This window comes from Shimia haliotis, from assembly GCF_900114415.1.
GTDB lineage: Bacteria > Pseudomonadota > Alphaproteobacteria > Rhodobacterales > Rhodobacteraceae > Shimia > Shimia haliotis.
This window is the reverse complement of sequence record NZ_FOSZ01000005.1, coordinates 253,469-274,107: the sequence shown is the minus strand read 5'-3', so window position 1 is coordinate 274,107 and position 20,639 is coordinate 253,469. Positions and strand designations below refer to the sequence as shown.

Below are 20,639 nucleotides of genomic sequence, written 5' to 3'. Positions count from 1 at the left end.
CTGTGTTGCCTGAGGGGAGCGAATTGCGCAAGTTTTGCCCATTCAGCACTCGCGCGGCGGCAGCTTCTTTCTTATAACCGTTGGAAAGCAATGAGGAGTCGCCGCAATGACCGGAGAACTGTCGCCCATCGACAAGGCAAAATTCGTGGCCGCGAAACAGGCGACTGACTATGTCGAGGACGGCATGCGAGTTGGCCTTGGAACCGGATCAACGGCCGCATGGCTGGTGCGGTGTCTTGGGGAAATGGTGCGAGATCATGGATTGCGGATCAAAGGCGTACCGACGTCTACGCGCACAGCACAATTGGCGCGCGAAGTCGGTATTGAAGTGATCAGCCTGGATGAAGCCAAGTGGCTGGATGTGACCATTGATGGCGCTGATGAATTTGATGCGGATCTCAATCTGATCAAAGGTGGCGGCGGGGCATTGCTGCAGGAAAAGATTGTGGCCACCGCATCCGATCAAATGGTTGTTGTCGCGGACATCGGAAAAGAGGTCGAAACTCTGGGCAGTTTCCCGCTTCCGGTTGAGGTGGTTCCTTTTGGCTGGCAAACGACACAGGCATTGATAGAGGAAACCCTTGTCAGCATGGACGTTCTGGGGCGTACCACGACAATGCGAATGAACGGGGCGGCGCCGTTTGTGACCGATGAGGGAAACCACATTCTGGACCTTCACCTTAACCGGATCGGCGATGCGCGACAGCTTGCCATGGTGCTAAACCAGATGCCGGGCGTGGTTGAAAATGGGCTGTTTATAGATATCTGTGACGCTGTGGTCGTCGGATACGGCGATGGGCGCGTGGAAGTGCGTGACATCAACGCCGGCACTATTGAAGAGGCGATGCTTGATTTCGCCGAGACAGACAATCTGTTCACCGATCTGGTGGACTAAGGGAACGCGAAAACTATGTCGTTTGACTATGATCTATTTGTCATCGGTGGTGGCTCCGGTGGTGTGAGGGCTGCGCGGGTTGCGGCGGCTGGTGGGGCCACTGTGGCTTTGGCTGAAGAGGACCGCTATGGCGGGACCTGCGTGATCCGAGGCTGTGTTCCCAAAAAGCTGATGGTTTTTGCCAGCGAATATTCCGGCATGGTCGAGGATGCTCAGGCGTACGGCTGGGACATTCAATCAGGCGATTTCAACTGGGGCAGCTTCAAAGGCAAATTGCATGCCGAACTGGACCGGTTGGAGGGGATATACCGCAATCTTCTGAAGAACAGCGGCGTAGAGACTTTTGATCAACGGGCCAAAGTGGCGGATGCCCATACGGTTGAGTTGGCAGACGGAACAAAGAAAACCGCCAAACATATTCTTTTGGCTATGGGCGGACGGCCGGTCTGGCCGGACATGCCTGGCGCTGAACTGGGCATCAGCTCAAACGAGATTTTCCACCTTGAGACATTGCCTGAGAGCATTCTGATCATTGGCGGTGGCTATATTGCCTGCGAATTTGCCGGCATTATGAACGGGCTGGGTGTGAAAACCACCCAATATTATCGCGGGGCGCAAATCCTGCGGGGCTTTGACGAAGAAGCCCGCGGTCTGGTTTGTGAGGAGATGTGTCAGCGCGGCGTGGACGTGCATCTCGGCACCAACATTCTCGAGATGCGCAAAGAAGGCGACAAGATCTGGGTGAAGGCCACAAACGGCGATGAACGACTGTTTGATCAGGTGATGTTTGCCACAGGGCGCGCGCCTAATTCTGACAATATGGGTCTTGAAGAGGTCGGTGTTGAGCTGGGCCGTAAAGGTCAGGTTGTCGTGGACGCCTATAGCCAGACTGGCGTGCCGTCGATCTATGCGATCGGTGATGTGACGGATCGGGTGAACCTGACTCCGGTGGCGATCCGTGAGGGCATGGCGTTTGTAGAAACCGTGTTTAAGGGCAACCCGACGCCGGTGGATCACGACCTGATCCCGACCGCAATTTTTACCCAACCCGAGATGGGCACAGTCGGATTGAGCGAGGAAGACGCGCGGGAGCAGGAACCTATTGAGGTCTATGCCACGAGCTTTAAGCCGATGCAGCAGGCCTTTGCAGGGCGGGCGGAACGTGTTCTGATGAAACTGATTGTCAGTCAAGCAACGCGCAAAGTTCTAGGATGTCACATTGTGGCCCCTGGGGCTGGCGAGATGATCCAGCTGGCGGGCATTGCGGTCAAAATGGGCGCGACCAAGGAAGATTTCGATCGGACCGTGGCGGTGCATCCGACCATGTCCGAAGAACTTGTGACGATGAAGGAGCCGGTGCGCACGGCGTGAGCCCGCGCATTGGCTTGATTTTTCCGGTGTAATCCTCAGGTTTAGAGGGACGCCAGAGATGTTTAAGAAAGGGAAGATCCTTTATGGCAGGTAACAACGGCGGCCCCTGGGGCGGGGGCGGCGGCAACCAAGGCGGTGGCAATCGCGGAAACAACGGGAACGGGCAACGCCCGCCCGAAGGCGATGGCCCGCAAATCCCCGATATCGATGATCTGATGAAAAAGGGTCAGGACCAATTGCGCGTCCTCATGGGCGGACGTGGCGGTGAAGGCGGCGGCGGAAAGCGCGGCGGTCAGGGCGGCGGACAAGGTGGTCCGGGCCTCAACAGAGGCACCGTGTTTATCGGCCTCGGCGTTGCAGCCGTACTTTGGGGCATGGCGAGTTTCTATACCGTTAAGCCGGAAGAGAAGTCGGTTGAGCTGTTCCTCGGCGAGTATTACGCCACGGGTGAGCCGGGCCTGAACTTTGCGCCATGGCCGCTGGTCACGGCAGAAGTTGTGCCGGTCACAACCGAACAAACCGAAGACATTCCGGCGCGGGCAGGATCGACTGATGGTCTGATGCTGACCGGTGACGAGAACATCGTTGATATCGATTTCCAGGTGGTCTGGAACATCAGCGATCCGGCGCAGTATTTGTTCAACCTGCGAGACCCGCGTGAAACCATTCGCGCTGTGTCTGAATCTGCGATGCGTGAAATCATTGCACAATCCGAACTGGCACCGGTGCTAAACCGTGACCGTGGTGTGATTGCTGATCGACTGTTCGAACTCATTCAGTCGAATATGGACAGCTATAACTCGGGCGTGAACATCATTCGTGTGAACTTTGACGGTGCGGATCCGCCCGAGCCGGTCAAAGACGCCTTCCGCGAAGTTCAGTCGGCGTCGCAGGAACGTGACCGTTTGCAGAAAGAGGCGGATGCCTATGCGGCGCGTCGGACTGCGTCGGCCCGTGGTGAAGCCGCGCAAATTCTTGAAGAAGCGGAAGCCTATCGTGCACAGGTTGTTAACCAGGCCGAAGGTGAGGCAAGCCGCTTTACTGCCGTTCTGGAAGAATACAGCAAGGCACCTGAAGTAACACGCAAACGTCTGTATCTGGAAACTATGGAACAGGTGCTGGGCGATATCGACAAGGTCATCATCGACGAGCAAAGCGGTGGGCAGGGTGTCGTCCCGTATCTGCCGCTGAACGAGTTGAACAAGAAGGCGGAGAAATAAGATGCGGAAAACAACTTATCTTCTGCCGATTCTGGTGATTGCCATCGCAGCGCTTTTGTCTTCGATATTTATCGTGGACGAACGCGAAAAAGCTTTGGTGCTGCAATTTGGTCGTGTGGTGACAGTCAAGGAAGAGCCCGGATTGGCGTTCAAGCTGCCGCTCATTCAAGAAGTGGTTACCTACGACGACCGCATTCTGAGCCGCGAAGTTGGTCCGCTTGAGGTCACGCCTCTGGATGATCGTCGTTTGATCGTGGACGCCTTTGCGCGCTATCGCATTGCGGACGTCAATCAGTTCCGTCAGGCCGTTGGTGCCGGAGGTGTTCAGGTGGCGGAAACCCGTTTGGACAGCATTCTGCGCTCGCAGACTCGTGAAGTTCTGGGTTCCGTGCGTTCGGATTCGGTTCTGTCGACCGATCGTGTGTCTTTGATGAACCGCATTCGCGATGCGGCCATTACTGACGCGCGAGCTCTGGGTCTTGAGGTCATTGATGTTCGCCTGAAACGTACCGACTTGCCGCAAGCCAACCTCGAAGCGACTTTTGCACGGATGCGTGCAGAACGTGAACGGGAAGCAGCGGACGAGATCGCTCGTGGTAACGAAGCTGCACAGCGTATTCGTGCGCAAGCGGATCGTACTGTGGTCGAGCTTGTGTCTGACGCCAAACGTCAGTCCGAAATCACCCGCGGTGAAGCGGACGCCGAACGCAACGCAATCTTTGCGCAATCTTACGGTGCGGATCCGGAATTCTTTGAATTCTATCGTTCTTTGAGTGCCTATCGCAGTGCGTTGCAGGCTGACAATTCTACGATGGTTATGTCGCCTGACAGTGACTTCTTCGACTATCTGAAGAGCGATCAGGGTCGGAACTGATGACGGTCGCGCTTTATGCGATTGGACTTGTATTGATTGTGGAGGGGCTGGTCTATGTACTGGCCCCTTCAATCGTTGAAGACCTTTTGGCGATGTTGCGGTCCCTTCCGGAAGGGCAGCGTAGGACGCTTGGATTGCTGGCAATGATTGCCGGTTTGATTTTTGTCTGGACAGCCAAAGCACTTGGCGCCTGACCACCGCACGGCGGATTTACCAAATTCACAGACCGGTCACGCGCAATTGTGAACATGCGATTGGGGGGCTGTTGCACTTGGGGCACCAAAAGCCCATTCTTCTGATCAAGCGACAAGCGCCCAGCCTTGTCAGTCGGTTTTAGTAAACAAGGAGATCCAACGTGATTTCGAAGGCATATTCCCTGCAGACCCCGTCGACACCCGCGATGCGCGCCATGGTGGTTGCGTTTGTCGCGGCGGTTGTTGTGATGGTGCAGGCATTGGCCGCTCAGGCGCGGCCCGACAGTTTTGCTGATCTTGCGGAAGAAATCAGCCCCTCGGTGGTCAACATCACCACATCCACAGTTGTCGCAGGTCGCACTGGCCCGCAAGGCATCGTGCCGGAAGGGTCGCCATTCGAGGATTTCTTCCGTGAGTTTCAGGACAGGCAAGGCGACGGGGACCGTCCGCGCCGCACGTCTGCGCTTGGTTCCGGTTTTGTGATCTCTGCAGACGGTTATGTGGTGACAAACAACCATGTGATCGAAGGCGCAGACGAGATTTTGATCGAGTTCTTCGAAGGTGAGGAGCTGCCTGCCAAGGTGATTGGTACGGATCCGAACACGGATATCGCGCTGCTGAAGGTCGAAAGCGATGAGCCGCTGGAGTTTGTCGAATTCGGCAACAGCGACACCGCGCGTGTTGGCGATTGGGTGCTGGCGATGGGCAACCCGCTGGGGCAGGGATTTTCTGTGTCCTCCGGTATTGTTTCGGCCCGCAACCGCGCACTTTCCGGAAGCTATGACGACTACATCCAGACCGACGCTGCGATCAACCGCGGCAACTCCGGTGGCCCCTTGTTCAACATGGATGGTGAGGTGATCGGCGTGAACACAGCAATCCTGTCGCCTAACGGTGGCTCGATTGGTATCGGCTTTTCCATGGCCTCCAACGTCGTGACGCGCGTCGTGGATCAGCTGAAGGAGTTTGGCGAAACCCGTCGCGGCTGGCTGGGTGTGCGCATTCAGAACGTGACCGAAGACATGGTTGAGGCCATTGACGGTCTGGACGATGCCATCGGCGCCATGGTGACGGATGTTCCCGAAGGTCCGGCGATGGATGCCGGAATGGAAGCAGGCGATGTTATCCTGACCTTTGAAGGCGACAAGGTCGACGATGTCCGCGAACTGGTGCGTTTGGTTGGAAACGCGTCCGTGGGCAAGACCGTCGACGTGATTGTGTTGCGTGCGGGTGAAGAGGTGTCACTCGAGGTGACACTGGGACGTCGGGAAGAAGCCGAGGGCGCCGTTCCTGCAAGCCAACCTGCGCCGGAAGACAACGATGAGCCGTTGGAAAAGGAGATTCTCGGTTTGACCGTTACTCCGTTGACCGATGAGATGCGGGGCGAGTTGGGTGTGGCCGAAGATCAGGACGGTCTTGTGGTCAGTGGCGTGGACGAGACGTCGAAGGCTTATGAAAAAGGTTTGCGTGCCGGTGACGTTCTGACCGAAGCAAGCCATCAGAAGTTGCGCACAATTGCGGACTTTGAAACCCGTATCGATGAGGTGCGCGAAGCCGGTCGCAAGTCGGTTTTGCTGCTTGTGCGTCGTGGCGGTGAGCCGCGGTTCGTCGCGCTCTCGATTGAAGAGTAAAACGTATCCACTCACGGATTGGGGGCGCCTTCGGGCGCCCTTTTTTTGTTTGGGGGTTATCCTTCCCGTTCAACAGCTATCAAGCCAAGGCGGCGTGCGCTTTCCATCGACAGAATGGAACTGTCGAGGCCGCCTGCTTTCTGATAGCGGCGAATGGCTGCGCGTGTGCGGCTGTCGAGATCGCCGGTGATGGCGCCGAAGAACAGGCCGCGGGCCTTGAGCGCCCGTTGAACCGAAGAGGTGAATTCGATGGTCCAGATCTGCGGGCAGGGGGTTTCAAACCATGTCTCCCGGCGCTCTCGGACAATACGCTGTTGTTGTTCCGTGCGAAAAACCCCCGGCGTGATCACGGTGCCATCAGCCAGCACTTCGGGCGGCTGCACCATGATCTGTTCGGTCACGGTTTCCAGTATCGCGGGCGTCACATCCCGTCCCCAACAGCTTCCCGGGCGGGCGTTGGGTGGGGCCTTGGCATCCTCGGCACGCACGATTTCAGGCTCGGACCAAGCTGCCAGATAGGGCGGGTCCGAGATCGTCTGCTCACAGCCTGCTGTGGTCAGCAGGGCGAGGGCCGTAAATGGGGCGATCAGGCGTGTCATGCTCGTGCCTCGCGCTCAAGGCGTGTTATTGTTGTGGCCTTTGTAGCGCGTTTTGGCCTTTGTCAAAAGCCTCAGCTTTCGGGTGGCAAAAGCAGGCTGTCGAGCATGGGAGACACGTCCTCCACCCGTTCGGCAATCAGATGGGTAACATTGTTTTCCCGCTGAATTCGTCCGGTGACACGCAAAAGCCGCCCCGCGATCACCGCGCGGCGGAAGGCATCATAAAGTTTGCGCCAGACAATCACGTTCACCACGCCGGTCTCGTCTTCAAGGGTGAGGAAGATCACACCTTTCGCGGTTCCGGGGCGCTGACGTAGAATCACCAACCCGGCCACGGTTACACGCGCCCCGTTGGGTGGCTCGCCCAGTCGGGCGGCGGTAAGGGCGGCGGGGGGCTTGGGCCATGTGGATGTGATAGGCGCATTCATGGAACAAATATAGAACATTTGCATTTTGTCGCAAGGTGATAGAGCTGTGGTCGCAAAAGGGGCTGGCGGGGGGCGTGGCGCTTGACTAACAAAGAGCAACGCACTGCACGAGAAGGAGCCCTAGGGCATGGCCAAGATCACCTATGTCGAGCACAACGGAACCGAACACGTGGTAGAGGTCGCAAGCGGCCTGACCGTGATGGAAGGCGCACGCGACAACAACATTCCCGGCATCGAAGCCGATTGCGGCGGCGCCTGCGCCTGCTCGACCTGCCACGTCTATGTGGATCCTGCCTGGGCGGACAAAATTCCCGCCAAGGACGACATGGAAGAGGACATGCTTGATTTTGCGTATCAGCCAGATCCCGCCACATCCCGTCTGACCTGCCAGATCAAGGTCACGGACGACATGGACGGTCTGATCGTGAAAATGCCGGAAAAACAGATTTGATGTTAGCGCGGGCGCGGCGTTTGACGATGCGTCCTTTGCGCCGTCTCTTGCGCCGCGCAGGGCTGGCTCTGTGCGCTCTGCCGGTGGGTCTTTCAGCACCCGTCTCGGCTGACATCAAGTCGGCACGCTTTGCTGAGCCGACCACACGCTACACCCATGGCGTTTTGGGGGATGCCATCGAATATGGCGCTCTGAAACTCAAGCTGCGCGGCGGCAAAACCATCACAATCACCCTGCCTCAGGATCGGGTTTTTGAGGATCTGGAACCGCGTCTGTTTGACGTGACCGGAGACGGTAACCTTGAAGCGATTGTTGTGGAAAGCAGCCAGTCAGGCGGCGCACGGTTGGCGCTCTACAATCAGGGCGGCCTGATTGCAGCCACCCCGCATATCGGTCAGCGCAACCGCTGGCTGGCGCCTGTGGGGGCTGCGGACATGGATGGCGACGGTCAAGTCGAGATAGCCTATATCGACCGTCCCCATCTGGCCAAAACCTTGCGCGTGTGGCGGTTTGAGAACAATACCCTAGTCGAAGTTGCGAACAGCAAGGGTCTGACCAATCACCGCATCGGTGAAGATTTTATTTCCGGCGGCCTGCGCACCTGCGACACAGGGCCCGAGATGATCACCGTTGACGCCAACTGGCAAAACATCGTGTCCACAAGATTTGACGGCAAACGCCTAGTGTCCAGACCGCTTGGTCCCTTTAATGGACAGGCCTCTTTGCGCGCCGCGCTTGCCTGTGCCTCCGACTGACATCCTATTGCCGGAAATACCTCGCGGAGAGGGGCAGGGGCGATTGGGACCTAGCGCTGAAATGTCGGTAAAGTTTCAGGTGACTTGCTGCAAAAGGTCATCAGGCGCGAATGTGTGGCCAAGCACCGCGCCACTAGAATTCGGTGAAGGTGTCTTTCGCATAGGCCCGATCAATCGATTTTGTCATGATGCGTCCCTCGACGTGAGGCGAGAATAGGTTGCAGGCAATGGCCGTGCAGCGCCCGCAAAACACCCGTGTCAGAGGGCTCGCCACCCGATGTCAGAGCGGTAGAATCCTTCGGGCCAGTCGATCTGGTCAATCATGGCATAGGCCCGGTCGCGGGCTTCTTGCAGACTCTCGCCACGCGCCGTCACGTTCAGAACACGGCCGCCGGTTGCGGTGATCTCGCCATTCTTGGCCGTGGTGCCCGCGTGAAAAACCATATTCTTGCTGTCGCCGGAAACCGCGTCGAGGCCCTTGATGACAGAGCCTTTCTCATAGGCTCCAGGATAGCCGTTTGCCGCCATGACCACCGTGATTGCATGGTCATCTGCCCAGTTCACCTGCGTCTCGTACAGGCGTTCCTCCGCCGCCGCGTGCATCAGGTCAAAAGCCTGTCCACCAAGGCGCATCATAAGCACCTGACACTCCGGATCGCCAAACCGCACGTTGTATTCCACAAGGCGCGGCTGCCCGTCCTTGATCATTAGACCAACATAAAGCACACCCTGATAAGGCGTGCCGCGCTTTGCCATCTCGTCGATGGTTGGTTGTACGATTTCATCCAGCGCCTTTTGCGCAACTTCGTCCGTCAGAACCGGCGCGGGAGAATAGGCGCCCATGCCGCCGGTGTTGGGGCCGGTGTCGCCTTCGCCAACACGCTTGTGGTCTTGGGCCGTGCCCACTGGCAAGGCGGTTTTGCCGTCGCAGAGAATAAAGAAAGAGGCTTCCTCGCCCTCCATAAACTCTTCGATCACCACCTCGGCCCCCGCGCCGCCAAAAGCGCCGCCGAACATATCATCCACCGCGTCCAGCGCGGTTTGTTCGTCCATCGCGACGATCACGCCTTTGCCTGCGGCAAGGCCGTCAGCTTTTACCACGATTGGCGCACCTTCTTTGCGGATATGGGCCTTGGCTGCTTTGGCATCGGTGAAGTGGCCATACCCAGCAGTCGGGGCATTGGCGGCGTCGCAGATTTCTTTGGTGAAGCTCTTGGACGCTTCCAGCCGTGCGGCGGCTTTGGAGGGGCCAAATACCAGCACACCGGCCTCGCGGAGACGGTCCGCCACACCTGAGGCCAGAGGCGCTTCGGGGCCGACGATCACGAAGTCGATTGCGTTGGTCGCGACGAAGTTCACGACCTCGCCACCATCCTCGATGTCAAAAGACGCACAATCCGCGATTTGGGCGATTCCCGCGTTGCCGGGGGCCACAATCAGCTTGTCGCATTTCGGGTTTTGCATCACCGCCCATGCGAGGCTGTGTTCGCGCCCGCCGCTGCCGAGGATGAGGATGTTCATGGGTGTCGCCTTCCGCTTGGCCTTCGGTTGCGGGCGTTCTAAGCTGTGGAGAGCAGTTCTACAAGCGAGCCGAGATGTCTGACCTTATCGACGACCCGATTGAGGGCGAAAACGCACCGGAATTTAGCGTTTCCGAGCTTTCCGGTGCCATCAAACGTATGATTGAGGGCGAGTTTTCCCATGTGCGCATCAAGGGCGAAATCGGGCGGGTGTCTTTTCCGCGTTCAGGCCATGTGTATCTGGACCTGAAAGACGACCGGTCAGTGATTGCCGCGGTGATGTGGAAGGGCGTGGCGTCGCGCATTGCAACACGGCCGGAGGAAGGCATGGAAGTGGTCGCCACGGGGCGACTGACCACCTTTCCGGGGCAGTCCAAGTACCAACTGGTTGTCGAAGACCTGAAACCAGCTGGCGTTGGTGCATTGATGGCGATGCTGGAAAAACGTAAGGCGATGTTGCAGGCCGAAGGTCTGTTTGCACCAGAGTGCAAGAAACCACTGCCCTATTTGCCTGAAGTTATCGGGGTCGTGACCTCCCCTAGCGGAGCGGTAATTCGCGATATTTTGCATAGGCTGCGGGATCGTTTCCCGCGCAAGGTCATTATCTGGCCGGTAGCGGTGCAGGGCGAGCAATGTGCGCCTCAAGTGGCCAACGCCATCCAAGGGTTCAACCAAATGACACCGGGTGGCGCGATGCCGCGACCTGATCTGATCATTGTGGCGAGGGGTGGCGGCTCGATCGAAGACCTTTGGGGGTTCAATGAAGAGATCGTTGCGCGGGCGGCTGCGGGGTCCGATATCCCGCTGATTTCTGCTGTGGGACATGAGACCGACACAACGCTGATTGATTTTGTCTCCGACAAGCGCGCGCCGACCCCGACGGCGGCAGCAGAGCTGGCGGTGCCGGTGCGGTTGGAAATTGCGGGTTGGGTCGAAGAACAGGGTGCGCGCATGACGCGCGGGATCGGGCAGGCGCTGAGCCTGCGAGATCAGCGTTTGCGCGACCTGTCGCGGGCGATCCCGCGTGTGGATATGTTGCTGCAGACACCCCGTCAGCGGTTGGACGCGGCAGGGGATGCTTTGCCACGGGCCTTGCAAGCTGGCGTGCAGACGCGTCGCGTGGCGCTGGCACAGTCCAGTGGCGGGCTGCGGGCACAGTCTTTGCAGCGGATGATTGAAATCAGACGCCAAACCTTGGGACGTCACGCGGACCGGCTGACGCCGGTGAGGCTGAGGCGAGACATTGATCGTCGCCGGGAACGAGTGGCGGATCTGAGTCGCCGGCTTGCGGAAGCAGGCACGCGGCAAGTGCAGGGACTAAAGGATCAGCTGGCGGCGCTGGACCGGATGCGCGAGACCTTGAGTTATCAGGCAACTTTGGAACGCGGCTATGCGGTGGTGCGTGGCGATGGCGCGTTGGTAAAGACCGCGGAAGTCGCGGGCAAAGCCAGCGAGATCGAGATCGAATTTGCCGATGGGCGGCTCAAGGTCGGGCAGGGGGCTGTTGCCGCCACGCCCGCGACGCCAAAGAAGGCTGCGCCTAAACCTAAAGCAAAAAAGCCTGACGCACCGGAGCAGGGCAGCCTGTTTTAAACGCCGATCTCGGGGCCAAGGCAGAGCATCTCTTCGCCCGTGGCCTCGATTTCATACAGCACAGTGCCGGTGTCACCAGTTTCAAACTGCGCCGAAAGGCCCGAGGCCCCTCGGAAGAAGCTCCAGCATTGTGGGGTTGGGTTGTCGTCGTAGACAAAGCAGATGTTGCCGGCCTCCTCGTACCAGAGGCCTTCTTTGCATTGTCCGTCCAAAAAGGACCACCGTACGCGCCGATCGGGCAGATATTCTTCGACGCCATAGCGTGTGCCGTCCGCCGCATAAAAAAGCGTTTTGCCAGACACGTAGGATTCAAATTCGGACGCGGTCATGGCCGTTTGCGACCACGCGGGCGCGGCGACAAGGGCAGCGGCAAGGATCAAGCGTTTCATGGGGCTATGCTGCCACCCATTTGCCTGTTGATCTAGTCACAATCCCCGGACTTGCCCAGCTGTGCCACGCGGGGGTCCATCACCCGCCGCCACATGCGTGGCCAAAGGGCCAGTGAGCCCATCAGCGGCAGGGATCGCGGTAGGATCGGCATGGTGTCTTTAGCGAGCCTCAGCGATGGATAGTCGCGCGTAGGATTGATGTGGTGGTCGGAATGGCGCGGCGCGTTGAGCATTAAAGCCGAAGAATAAAACTCTGGCGCGTTCCAACTGTGTTTAGGGCCAACCGGCTCGTATTTGCCAGTGTCCAGTTGTCTGCGCTCGAGGCCATAGTGTTGCACATAGTCAGACACCAGAAGCTGCATTTGCGCATAGGCGGTGACCAGAACGTAGGCCATCAGGCCTTTCCAATCGAGAGTCAGGTAGCAGAAGAGCAGGCAGAGTGCGGCACCGCCAACATAGGTAACATAAGGATGCGTCCAAGACGGGGGCGGCGCAGACTTGCGCGCCCGCAGAGCGGTTTCCGCCTTCAGACCTTCGCGGAAAGAGCCAATCCATGCGCGCGGCCAGAACCGGTAAAAACTCTCTCCCTTGCGGGGGCTGTTTGGGTCGTTCGGGGTTGCGACCCATATGTGGTGGACACGCGTATGCGCGCTGGTGTGATGCCCAAACAGGAGCGTGATGTAGACCCAAGTGCCCAGTCGCCGAGAGAATCGATCTCCCTTGTGGATCAGTTCATGTGCGTTGGCGTTGCTGACCTGGCCAAAAAATAGCCCAAAGGCGAGGAAACAGAGGATTTGCTCTGCAATTCCGAGACCGGAGCCGCCCGAAAGGGCAACAACCGCAAAAGCGATCAGCGCGAAATGGGACAGGCCAAGAAGAATCGACAGGCGTCTGCCGCTGGGGAATTCGCCGCTTGATTTGATTCTGGCAACAGTGCCCTGAATCAGGCGGTCCATCACGTGCACAAATGCAGTCATGTAAAGAAAGGCGGCCAGCGTCCACCACCCGCCCAAAAAGGCGGCGAGGCTTAGCAAAGCGAGCGGTACAGAGGTGGCAATCCAAAACCAGAGCATTGAAACGATAGGTGTCTTTCCGAACGGGTTTCTAGAACCTAACGGCTTTGGGCGGGGGCGCAATGTCGCCAATCGGCACAAATTTTCATATGCGGCAAGTTTATTGGGGGAATCCCATTGACTCGGGCCAGAGCATCAGTAAAAGGCGAGCTTCATAAGAATTTCACGGGGCGCGTGCGCTCCGGCGCAGGAGAAGCACAATGGCGAAGCCGACGACCATCAAGATCCGTCTGAACTCGACCGCGGGCACGGGCCATTTCTACGTGACCAAGAAAAATGCACGCACCATGACCGAAAAGATGGTCGTACGTAAGTACGACCCGGTGGTGCGCAAGCATGTCGAGTACAAAGAAGGCAAGATCAAGTAAGATCAAACTTTCCGAGACACTGCAAAAGCCGCGCCACACCAAGGCGCGGTTTTTTGTTTTTTGGAGGTCGCGCCCTAAAAAATTCCCCCAACAGGACGCACCTTATGAGACATCCATTTTTTATCAGGCCCGCTCAGCGGGATGACCGCGACGCCTTGAACAGACTGTTTTCGGCGTCTTATCCGGAATTGCTGCCACAGGACTATGACGCTGAAGTTCTGGAAGGGGCCTTGCCGCTGATCACCAGGGCACAGGATGCATTGCTGACCAGCGGTACGTATTTTCTGGCGGAATGCGCGGAAACCGACGAGGTGGTCGGAGCTGGTGGCTGGACGGATTTCGGTCCGTTGCGCGGTGCTGGGGATGCGCATCAAGGGCATGTGCGGCACGTTGCAACGCGGGCAGACTGGTTGCGGCGCGGGGTGGCAAAGGCGCTCATTGAAGTGACGCTGGCATCAGCCGGTGCGCACGGCATGACCAAGCTGAGCTGTATGAGTACGCACACCGCACAGGCCTTTTATCGCATGATGGGGTTTTCTGAGCAGGGTGAGGTCGAACTCACTTTGGCGCCTGGCGTTCATTTTCCGGCGGTTCAGATGCAAATGGCGCTGAACTGATCACTGATCCAGAATGCCGCGTGCCTCGTTACCTTGAAGATTGACGAGGCGCGCGCCGCCCGATTGGGTGTCAAACACCAACTCGGCCACACCGGCCTTGAATGACCGCAGACCGCCATTCCAACGCACGCGGTCCAATATCAGCGCGCCAGGGGCTTCTATATTCCAGTTTGGGTTCGAGTTAAGCCACGCATAGCACCCGACACCATTGCGATCCGACCCAAAGCGGAACCGCAGGGCTGGTCGGTTATTTTCGTCCACCCAGACCCCTTCCAGAGTTTCTTGAAAGCCTGTGCAGAGGTGGTCAGTCCCTTTGGCAGGATTGGGACCCGCCAAAGCAGGCTGCACAAGCAGGGCGAAAGACATTGCGGCAAAAACGCGTTTCATCGATAACTCCAATCCTGAGGTGTCGCCAGAGTAACACAGGCTGGATATCCGCCAACGAAAAAGGGCCGGTCGATGTGACCGGCCCTCTCGAATTTCAGCTGTGCCGAACTTATTCCTGTTGGCCCATGAACATCAGCAGGAACTGGAACATGTTCAGGAAGGAGATGTAGAGGCTCAGCGCGCCATCATAGGCGGCCTTGTCCAGCCATTCCTGATCACCGTGGTGTGCATGCGCCACATAGGTGTTCTTGATGTCTTGCGTGTAGAAAGCTGTCAGGCCTGCGAAGATCAGAACGCCGATCATGGAAATCGCATACATCATTGCGGGCGACTGCAGGAAGATGTTGATCACCATTGCGACGAGCAGTCCAACAACACCCATCATCAGGAAGGTGCCCATCGCCGACAGGTCACGCTTGGTGGCGTAGCCGTAAAGAGACAGCGCAGAGAACGCGATGGCTGTGACGATGAAGGTCTGAACGATCGAATAGGGTGTATAGACGAGGAAGATCGAGCTCATCGAAACGCCCATGATCGCGGCGAAGGCATAAAAGCCCAGCTGAACGGTCGCCGCAGAGCCACGACGCATCAGTGCGCCCCAGCCAAAGAAGATGAACGCCAGCGGCGCAAACATCACAACCCAACGCAGCGGGCTGCCGTAGAGTGTCACACCAAAGTTGGAGAGAAGTGTGCCGTTGGGCAGCTGAGCAGCTGCAACCGACGGATCGGTGGTGGTTGCCAGACCTGCAATAGCCCAAGCGGCCAGAGCAGTGATCACCATGCCTACGGACATGGTGCCGTACACTTTGTTCATATGGGCGCGAAGACCCTCGTCAATCTGGGCTGCACGCGTGCCTGCGGCGCTCCGGATTGTGTCAAATTCAGCCATTTAAGCCTCCGATACTAAACCTTATGAGCCGTCGGGGTGTCCCGACGGCCGTCAGGTGAAATATCGGTTAGGATTGCGGCGATTTCAAGGATTTCCCGCTGGTGAACCGGCAATTTCCGGCTTGAATGCCAATTGCAAACTATCCGCACCGATGGGCGGGAACGTCCCAAAGGGGGCGTTTGATCTCTTGAGCCACGTCTGCGCGGCTAAGCCCCATGTCTTCGAGAGCATAATCATCAAGCTGTGCAAGCTCGCGCCGTTGACGCGCAATCAGGAGCCAGTTGAAGATTTGTACGAACACGTTGGCACGTGGGGTTTTACGCTGGCCTGCGAGGGTGAAGGTGGTCATGGTCGGCTCCTTTCGAAATTTGATTGGTCTTCAGTTTTGCATCAAGTTGCTTGATGTATATGGCAGGCTATGATCTATTTTAAAAACGAATGTTTTTGACGAATTGCATCACGGAGGGTGATGAATGCGAAATTTGGATGTCACAACGCTCAGAAGTTTTGTCGCAGTGGCGGATCTGGGAGGGGTCACAAAGGCCGCTGGTTTCCTGCATCTGACACAGTCTGCGGTGAGCATGCAGTTGAAACGGCTGGAAGAATTGATCGGAGTTGATCTGTTGGATCGCTCGGGGCGCGGCATTGCTCTGACCCCGCAAGGTGAACAGATGCTCGGATACGCGCGGCGGATGGTGACGCTGAATGATGAGGTGATCCGGCGGCTGACGCATGATGAGTTTGAGGGAACAATTTCACTTGGGGTGCCGCATGACATCGTTTATCCGGCCATTCCGCGGGTCTTGCAGCAGTTCAACGCCGCTTTTCCGCGTGTGAAGGTAAAGTTGCACTCGTCTTTCACGATCGAGCTCAAGCAGCAGTACCAGAAAGGCGAGATGGATCTGATCCTCACAACAGAAGCCGAGCGGCCCGCAAATGCCGAACCTTTGTGCCAAATGCCATTGGTGTGGGTTGGCGCGCCCGGCGGGGCAAGCTGGAGGCGGCGGCCGTTGCCGTTTGCATCTGGACGCCATTGTATGTTCCGACCGCGCGCCATCGCGGCATTTGATCGGGCGGGAATTGAATGGGAATCGGCCGTGCAAACGGATTCTGACAGGTCTGTTGAGGCAACGATTTCCGCAGACTTGGCGATTGGGGAAATGCTTGAAGGCACCGAGCCACCGCATCTTGAGATCATTGATCACGGCGGCGCTTTGCCGGATCTGGGGTACCAGCACATCAATATGTACGGCGCCGATCCGACGAAGGGCGACGTGATCGCGTATCTGGCGGAATTGATTCGGGCTGGCTTTCAGCCGATGCGCGGACGACCGGAGCACCCCGTTCGGCTTGGGGTCGTGGGCTGAGGCCCACGACCAAAATTTTACTCGACGGTGACGACCACTTTGCCTGTCGATTTGCGCGTCCGCATCAGTTCGTAGGCCTCACCGGCCTGCTCAAGCGGCAGGACATGGCTGATGTGCGGTTTGATTTTGCCTTCCGCATGCCAGCCGAACAATGTGCGCATTGAATTCAGGATCACTTGCGGCTTGAAGGCCATGTAGCCCCCCCAATAAAGCCCCATCACCGTCAGGTTCTTGACCAGCAAGTGATTGGCCGGAATTTGCGGGATGTCGCCTGATGCAAAGCCGATTGGCAGCAAGCGCGCTTCGGGGCGACAGGCACGGAAGGCGGCCTTGAACTGGTCCCCGCCGACAGGGTCATACACTACGTCGGCACCGCCCAGTGCCTTTACCGCGTCGCGAATATCTTCGCTTCCGGCGTCGATCAGGTGATCGGCACCCATTTTCTTTGCAACTTCAAGCTTTTCCGCACCGCGCGCACAGGCGATGACGTTTGCGCCCATCAACTTGCCGATCTCAACGGCGGTCAGGCCGACACCTCCGGCCGCTCCAAGAACAAGAAGGTTCTCGCCTTCCTGAAGGCGGGCGCGATAGTCCAGCGCGACGTGGCTTGTGCCGTAAGCGACGGGAAAGGCCGCAGCTTCTTCAAATGTCATGCTGTCTGGTAGCGGCACTGCGCTCTCGGCTGGATAGCAGCCAAATTCTGCCAGCCCGCCCTGCCCACCAAACACCAGAACCTTGGAGCCGACTGCCGGCCCTTTGGTGTCGGGGCCGAGGCTTTCGACCTCGCCGGCGACTTCCATTCCGAGAATGAACGGAAGGGGAGGCGTGGCCTGATAAGTGCCCTTCATCATAAGGAGATCGCCAAAGTTCAGAGCGCAGGCGCGAATTCGAACGCGGATCTCGCCTTTCTTGGGCTCCGGCGTGGGAACTTCCTGAACTGCGGGGGGCGTGTCGTGGGACGTGACTTGAAATGCGCGCATGAAGAGTACTCCTGTTGGTTGTCCCGATTAGACAACCAACGGGAGCCCTGTCAAAGCCCGAAGCCGCATCACAAGCGGAACGCGACACCACGTCACCACGGTATTTGCAAAAAGCTTCAATTCTGGATTGTAGTTATAGACAGTCGATTAACCGTTCGGATGTATCATCTCCCTTGATTGTAAGGCCAAAACTGTTAGACTTAAGTATCGCGAAGGGATGCGCGATGAATTCAGAAAGGTAACTTTGCGACACCCAGAGGGTGATCGCGCCAGTTTGGGCCAAAGCCCTAGTTACATTGTAAAGGAGACGCGAGATGACGCATCCAGTGGACGTGCATGTCGGTAAGAAAATCCGCCAGCGACGTTGGCTAACGGGGATGACCCAGCAACAGCTTGCGGAACAGGTTGGCATTAAATTCCAGCAAATTCAGAAGTATGAGACCGGTGCAAACCGTGTAAGCGCTTCTCGTCTTTGGGATATTTCCGATGCACTGGACGTGCCGGTGAGCTTCTTCTTTGAAGGTCTGGAAGCGGCTGAGGGCGACCTCGCAAGCAAGGTACCAGCGGACCTGATGGGGGACAAAGAAGCCCTTGATCTGATCCGCAGCTATTATGCGATCCCTGAAAACCAACGCCGTCGCCTTTTTGAATTGGCGCGCGTATTGAGTGATGTCGCCTGAAAAGATGACACGCCTTGAGTCTTCTTCCGCTGTGGCGTAGCCCGATTGTGGCTACAACAGCGGAGGGAAACCGGTGACAGATCAGGACCACATCGAGATCATCGAAGTCGCACATGAGATGGCCAATGCCGCTCGGCTTGCGATCATGCCGCATTTTCGTGCGGCTTCTCTCATTGCAGAAAACAAACTTGAACACGACTTTGACCCCGTGACCGCGGCGGATCGGGCGGCCGAAGTCGCCATGCGTGACGTGTTGGCCAAGCGTCGGCCTCAAGACGGTATTTTTGGCGAAGAGTTTGGCGTGAGCGAAGGGGAAAGCGGCCTGACTTGGGTTCTGGACCCAATCGACGGCACCCGCGCCTTTATCAGCGGCACGCCCACTTGGGGTGTTTTGATTGCGCTGTCTGACGTTAATGGCCCGATGTTTGGCGTGGTGGACCAGCCCTATATCGGAGAGCGGTTCGTCGGTGGATTTGGGGTGGCTGAAGTGACCGGCCCGATGGGGCGGCACAAACTCGCTACGCGGAGTACCAAAACCTTGGCGGAGGCCACGATTTTCACCACCTTCCCTGAAGTTGGACAAAAGGCCGACCGAGAGGGGTTTGAGGCGGTGGCGCAGCGGTGCAAGCTGACGCGCTATGGCATGGATTGCTACGCATATGCTCTTGTTGCTGCTGGGCAAGCTGATCTGGTGGTCGAGGCCGGCCTGAGTGCGTACGACATTCAGGGACCGATGGCCGTAATTCAGGCTGCTGGCGGTGTTGTGACCAATTGGCAGGGCGGCGCGGCGCATGATGGGGGGCGTGTTTTGGCGGCTGCAAATCCCGAAATTCACGCTGCAGCTCTCGAGATTCTTTCAAGGGCTTGATGCGACGTCGCACGGAGGGCTAAAGTCTCGACGCGTGACGAGTCCTTTACCCGTCTTCTGTCGTTGCGCACTCACACTTCACCGAAGCGGGTTGCAAGGAGTGTGACATGACGCAAACATCCGAAATCCTGATAAAATCGGCGCAGGTCGTCCTGACAATGGACGACAGAAGGCGCGAGTTGGCCGAGGCGGATATCCGCATTCGCGACGGTCAAATCATAGAAATTGGTACGTGCCTTAGGAGCGACGGGGAACAGATTTTGGCCAACGGATGTGTGGTCACCCCGGGGCTCGTGAACACGCATCATCACCTGTATCAGACATTGACGCGAGCTGTGCCAGGTGGGCAGGACGCCCTGTTGTTTGGCTGGTTGCAGACCCTGTATCCGATCTGGTCGAGATTTGGTCCTGAAGAGATGAATATCTCCGCCCAGATCGGCTTGGCAGAGTTGGCTTTGTCGGGCTGCACGCTAACCTCGGATCATCTTTATCTTTACCCCAACGGCTCCCGATTGGATGACACCATTGATGCGGCCAAAGAGGTGGGTATGCGGTTTCATCCGACCCGTGGCGCCATGAGCATTGGCGAAAGCGACGGAGGGCTGCCGCCCGACAGTTTGGTTGAGCGGGAAGAGGATATCCTGAAGGATGCGATCCGCCTGATTGACGCGCACCACGACGCGAGTGAAGGGGCCATGGTCCGGGTCGGCGTGGCGCCCTGCTCTCCGTTTTCGGTTACGCGAGATCTGATGCGTGAGGCCGCGATTCTTGCACGCGACAAAGGGGTGATGATGCACACCCACTTGGCGGAAAACGATGAGGACATCGCCTATTCATTGGAGAAATTCGGCTGTCGTCCCGGGCAATATGCCGAAGACCTCGGGTGGACCGGAGATGATGTCTGGCATGCGCATTGCGTGAAGCTCGACGGGCAGGAGATCGATCTTTTTGCACGCAGCAAAACCGGTGTCGCACATTGCCCCTGTTCCAACTGTCGGCTTGGCAGCGGTATCGCGCCGGTGCGCGGTATGCGCGATGCCGGTGTACCGGTCGGGTTGGGCGTGGATGGATCCGCAAGCAACGACGCAGGGAACCTGATGGCAGAAGCGCGGCAGACAATGCTGTTACAACGGGTGGCGCTGGGGGCGGACGCCATGAGTGCGCGCGAAGCTCTGGAGATTGCCACACGCGGTGGCGCGGAGGTTTTGGGGCGTCACGATTGTGGGCAGATCGCCGTGGGCAAACGCGCCGACATTGCGATCTGGGATGTGTCCGGTATTGAAAGTGCTGGCAGTTGGGATCCGGCGGCGCTTTTGCTTGCGGGGCCAATGCAGGTGAAACACTTGTTTGTCGAGGGGCGTCAGGTCGTGCGGGATAAGCAAATCGCGACCATTGACTTGCCTCGGGTGATTGAACGCCAGAATTCGTTGGCACAGAACCTGATGGTCTGAAACGACAAAGGGCGCAGGAAGATCCTGCGCCCTTTTGTT

General features: G+C 57.8%; 24 protein-coding genes. 15 read left to right on the top strand and 9 right to left on the bottom strand.

Annotated features, from left to right (window positions below; genetic code table 11):
- Window positions 1-106 precede the first annotated feature (106 nt).
- The 6 genes from rpiA to BM069_RS13785 all read left to right on the top strand — a co-directional run bounded on the left by rpiA (window position 107) and on the right by BM069_RS13785 (window position 6,185).
- Window positions 107-895, top strand: a complete 789-nt coding sequence (gene rpiA / locus BM069_RS13810) for a ribose-5-phosphate isomerase RpiA (RefSeq protein WP_093324495.1) — start codon at window positions 107-109, stop codon at window positions 893-895.
- Window positions 896-910: 15 nt separating this feature from the next.
- The gene (gene gor / locus BM069_RS13805; RefSeq protein WP_093324493.1) at window positions 911-2,266 is read left to right on the top strand and encodes a glutathione-disulfide reductase; all 1,356 of its coding nucleotides are present in this window, start codon (window positions 911-913) and stop codon (window positions 2,264-2,266) included.
- An 83-nt stretch (window positions 2,267-2,349) separates the two neighbouring features.
- Window positions 2,350-3,486 carry an FtsH protease activity modulator HflK gene (gene hflK / locus BM069_RS13800; protein WP_093324490.1) on the top strand — a complete coding sequence of 379 codons (1,137 nt, stop codon included), beginning with the start codon at window positions 2,350-2,352 and terminating at the stop codon, window positions 3,484-3,486.
- Window position 3,487: 1 nt separating this feature from the next.
- Window positions 3,488-4,360, top strand: a complete 873-nt coding sequence (gene hflC, locus BM069_RS13795) for a protease modulator HflC (protein WP_093324488.1) — start codon at window positions 3,488-3,490, stop codon at window positions 4,358-4,360.
- Window positions 4,360-4,554 (top strand): DUF2065 domain-containing protein, encoded by a 195-nt coding sequence (locus BM069_RS13790; protein ID WP_093324486.1) that lies wholly within the window; start codon window positions 4,360-4,362, stop codon window positions 4,552-4,554. Before hflC ends, BM069_RS13790 begins: the two co-directional genes overlap by 1 nt.
- Before the next feature lie 206 nt (window positions 4,555-4,760).
- Window positions 4,761-6,185, top strand: coding sequence for a Do family serine endopeptidase (locus BM069_RS13785; protein ID WP_093324485.1), 1,425 nt, complete (start codon window positions 4,761-4,763; stop codon window positions 6,183-6,185).
- A gap of 56 nt (window positions 6,186-6,241) precedes the next feature.
- Here the strand turns inward: BM069_RS13785 and BM069_RS13780 are convergent, their stop codons facing one another.
- Both BM069_RS13780 and BM069_RS13775 read right to left on the bottom strand, forming a co-directional pair.
- Window positions 6,242-6,784: a peptidoglycan-binding domain-containing protein gene (locus BM069_RS13780; RefSeq protein WP_093324483.1), complete on the bottom strand. Its 543-nt coding sequence runs from the start codon at window positions 6,782-6,784 to the stop codon at window positions 6,242-6,244.
- 71 nt (window positions 6,785-6,855) lie between these two features.
- Window positions 6,856-7,230: an OB-fold nucleic acid binding domain-containing protein gene (locus BM069_RS13775; RefSeq protein WP_093324482.1), complete on the bottom strand. Its 375-nt coding sequence runs from the start codon at window positions 7,228-7,230 to the stop codon at window positions 6,856-6,858.
- Window positions 7,231-7,339: 109 nt separating this feature from the next.
- On the opposite strand from BM069_RS13775, the gene BM069_RS13770 reads away from it, so the two are divergent.
- The gene (locus BM069_RS13770; RefSeq protein WP_093324481.1) at window positions 7,340-7,663 is read left to right on the top strand and encodes a 2Fe-2S iron-sulfur cluster-binding protein; all 324 of its coding nucleotides are present in this window, start codon (window positions 7,340-7,342) and stop codon (window positions 7,661-7,663) included.
- 26 nt (window positions 7,664-7,689) lie between these two features.
- Window positions 7,690-8,418 carry an FG-GAP repeat domain-containing protein gene (locus tag BM069_RS13765; RefSeq protein WP_244503626.1) on the top strand — a complete coding sequence of 243 codons (729 nt, stop codon included), beginning with the start codon at window positions 7,690-7,692 and terminating at the stop codon, window positions 8,416-8,418.
- A gap of 258 nt (window positions 8,419-8,676) precedes the next feature.
- Here BM069_RS13765 and purD read toward each other — a convergent pair whose 3' ends face one another.
- Window positions 8,677-9,939 (bottom strand): phosphoribosylamine--glycine ligase, encoded by a 1,263-nt coding sequence (purD, locus tag BM069_RS13760; RefSeq protein ID WP_093324478.1) that lies wholly within the window; start codon window positions 9,937-9,939, stop codon window positions 8,677-8,679.
- A 74-nt stretch (window positions 9,940-10,013) separates the two neighbouring features.
- Here purD and xseA point away from each other — a divergent pair, with 74 nt between their 5' ends.
- Entirely contained in the window at window positions 10,014-11,531 is a 1,518-nt protein-coding gene (gene xseA, locus BM069_RS13755; RefSeq protein ID WP_093324476.1) for an exodeoxyribonuclease VII large subunit, read from the top strand.
- On the opposite strand, the gene BM069_RS13750 is transcribed toward xseA, so the two are convergent.
- Together BM069_RS13750 and BM069_RS13745 are read right to left on the bottom strand one after the other, a co-directional pair.
- Window positions 11,528-11,920 carry a hypothetical protein gene (locus tag BM069_RS13750; RefSeq protein WP_093324475.1) on the bottom strand — a complete coding sequence of 131 codons (393 nt, stop codon included), beginning with the start codon at window positions 11,918-11,920 and terminating at the stop codon, window positions 11,528-11,530. The genes xseA and BM069_RS13750 overlap by 4 nt on opposite strands.
- A 32-nt stretch (window positions 11,921-11,952) precedes the next feature.
- Window positions 11,953-12,993, bottom strand: a complete 1,041-nt coding sequence (locus tag BM069_RS13745; RefSeq protein ID WP_093324473.1) for an alkane 1-monooxygenase — start codon at window positions 12,991-12,993, stop codon at window positions 11,953-11,955.
- A 200-nt stretch (window positions 12,994-13,193) separates the two neighbouring features.
- Here BM069_RS13745 and rpmG point away from each other — a divergent pair, with 200 nt between their 5' ends.
- The gene (gene rpmG, locus BM069_RS13740; RefSeq protein WP_007814563.1) at window positions 13,194-13,361 is read left to right on the top strand and encodes a 50S ribosomal protein L33; all 168 of its coding nucleotides are present in this window, start codon (window positions 13,194-13,196) and stop codon (window positions 13,359-13,361) included.
- 104 nt (window positions 13,362-13,465) lie between these two features.
- Window positions 13,466-13,978 (top strand): GNAT family N-acetyltransferase, encoded by a 513-nt coding sequence (locus tag BM069_RS13735; RefSeq protein ID WP_093324472.1) that lies wholly within the window; start codon window positions 13,466-13,468, stop codon window positions 13,976-13,978.
- On the opposite strand, the gene BM069_RS13730 is transcribed toward BM069_RS13735, so the two are convergent.
- From BM069_RS13730 to BM069_RS13720, 3 genes are all read right to left on the bottom strand, one after another.
- On the bottom strand, window positions 13,979-14,365 hold the full coding sequence (locus BM069_RS13730) for a hypothetical protein (RefSeq protein WP_093324470.1): 387 nt from the start codon (window positions 14,363-14,365) through the stop codon (window positions 13,979-13,981).
- A 109-nt stretch (window positions 14,366-14,474) separates the two neighbouring features.
- The gene (locus BM069_RS13725) at window positions 14,475-15,254 is read right to left on the bottom strand and encodes a Bax inhibitor-1/YccA family protein (protein ID WP_093324469.1); all 780 of its coding nucleotides are present in this window, start codon (window positions 15,252-15,254) and stop codon (window positions 14,475-14,477) included.
- 139 nt (window positions 15,255-15,393) lie between these two features.
- Window positions 15,394-15,603, bottom strand: a complete 210-nt coding sequence (locus BM069_RS13720) for a DUF1127 domain-containing protein (RefSeq protein WP_093324467.1) — start codon at window positions 15,601-15,603, stop codon at window positions 15,394-15,396.
- 124 nt (window positions 15,604-15,727) lie between these two features.
- Between BM069_RS13720 and BM069_RS13715 the strand changes: the two genes are divergently transcribed.
- Window positions 15,728-16,621, top strand: coding sequence for a LysR family transcriptional regulator (locus BM069_RS13715; RefSeq protein ID WP_093324466.1), 894 nt, complete (start codon window positions 15,728-15,730; stop codon window positions 16,619-16,621).
- Window positions 16,622-16,638: 17 nt separating this feature from the next.
- Here the strand turns inward: BM069_RS13715 and BM069_RS13710 are convergent, their stop codons facing one another.
- Window positions 16,639-17,601: an NADPH:quinone oxidoreductase family protein gene (locus BM069_RS13710; protein ID WP_093324464.1), complete on the bottom strand. Its 963-nt coding sequence runs from the start codon at window positions 17,599-17,601 to the stop codon at window positions 16,639-16,641.
- Window positions 17,602-17,915: 314 nt separating this feature from the next.
- On the opposite strand from BM069_RS13710, the gene BM069_RS13705 reads away from it, so the two are divergent.
- The 3 genes from BM069_RS13705 to BM069_RS13695 all read left to right on the top strand — a co-directional run bounded on the left by BM069_RS13705 (window position 17,916) and on the right by BM069_RS13695 (window position 20,600).
- Window positions 17,916-18,281: a helix-turn-helix domain-containing protein gene (locus BM069_RS13705; RefSeq protein ID WP_093324463.1), complete on the top strand. Its 366-nt coding sequence runs from the start codon at window positions 17,916-17,918 to the stop codon at window positions 18,279-18,281.
- Between the two features lie 73 nt (window positions 18,282-18,354).
- The gene (hisN, locus tag BM069_RS13700; protein WP_093324461.1) at window positions 18,355-19,149 is read left to right on the top strand and encodes a histidinol-phosphatase; all 795 of its coding nucleotides are present in this window, start codon (window positions 18,355-18,357) and stop codon (window positions 19,147-19,149) included.
- A 107-nt stretch (window positions 19,150-19,256) separates the two neighbouring features.
- Window positions 19,257-20,600: an 8-oxoguanine deaminase gene (locus tag BM069_RS13695; protein WP_093324459.1), complete on the top strand. Its 1,344-nt coding sequence runs from the start codon at window positions 19,257-19,259 to the stop codon at window positions 20,598-20,600.
- Window positions 20,601-20,639 lie beyond the last annotated feature (39 nt).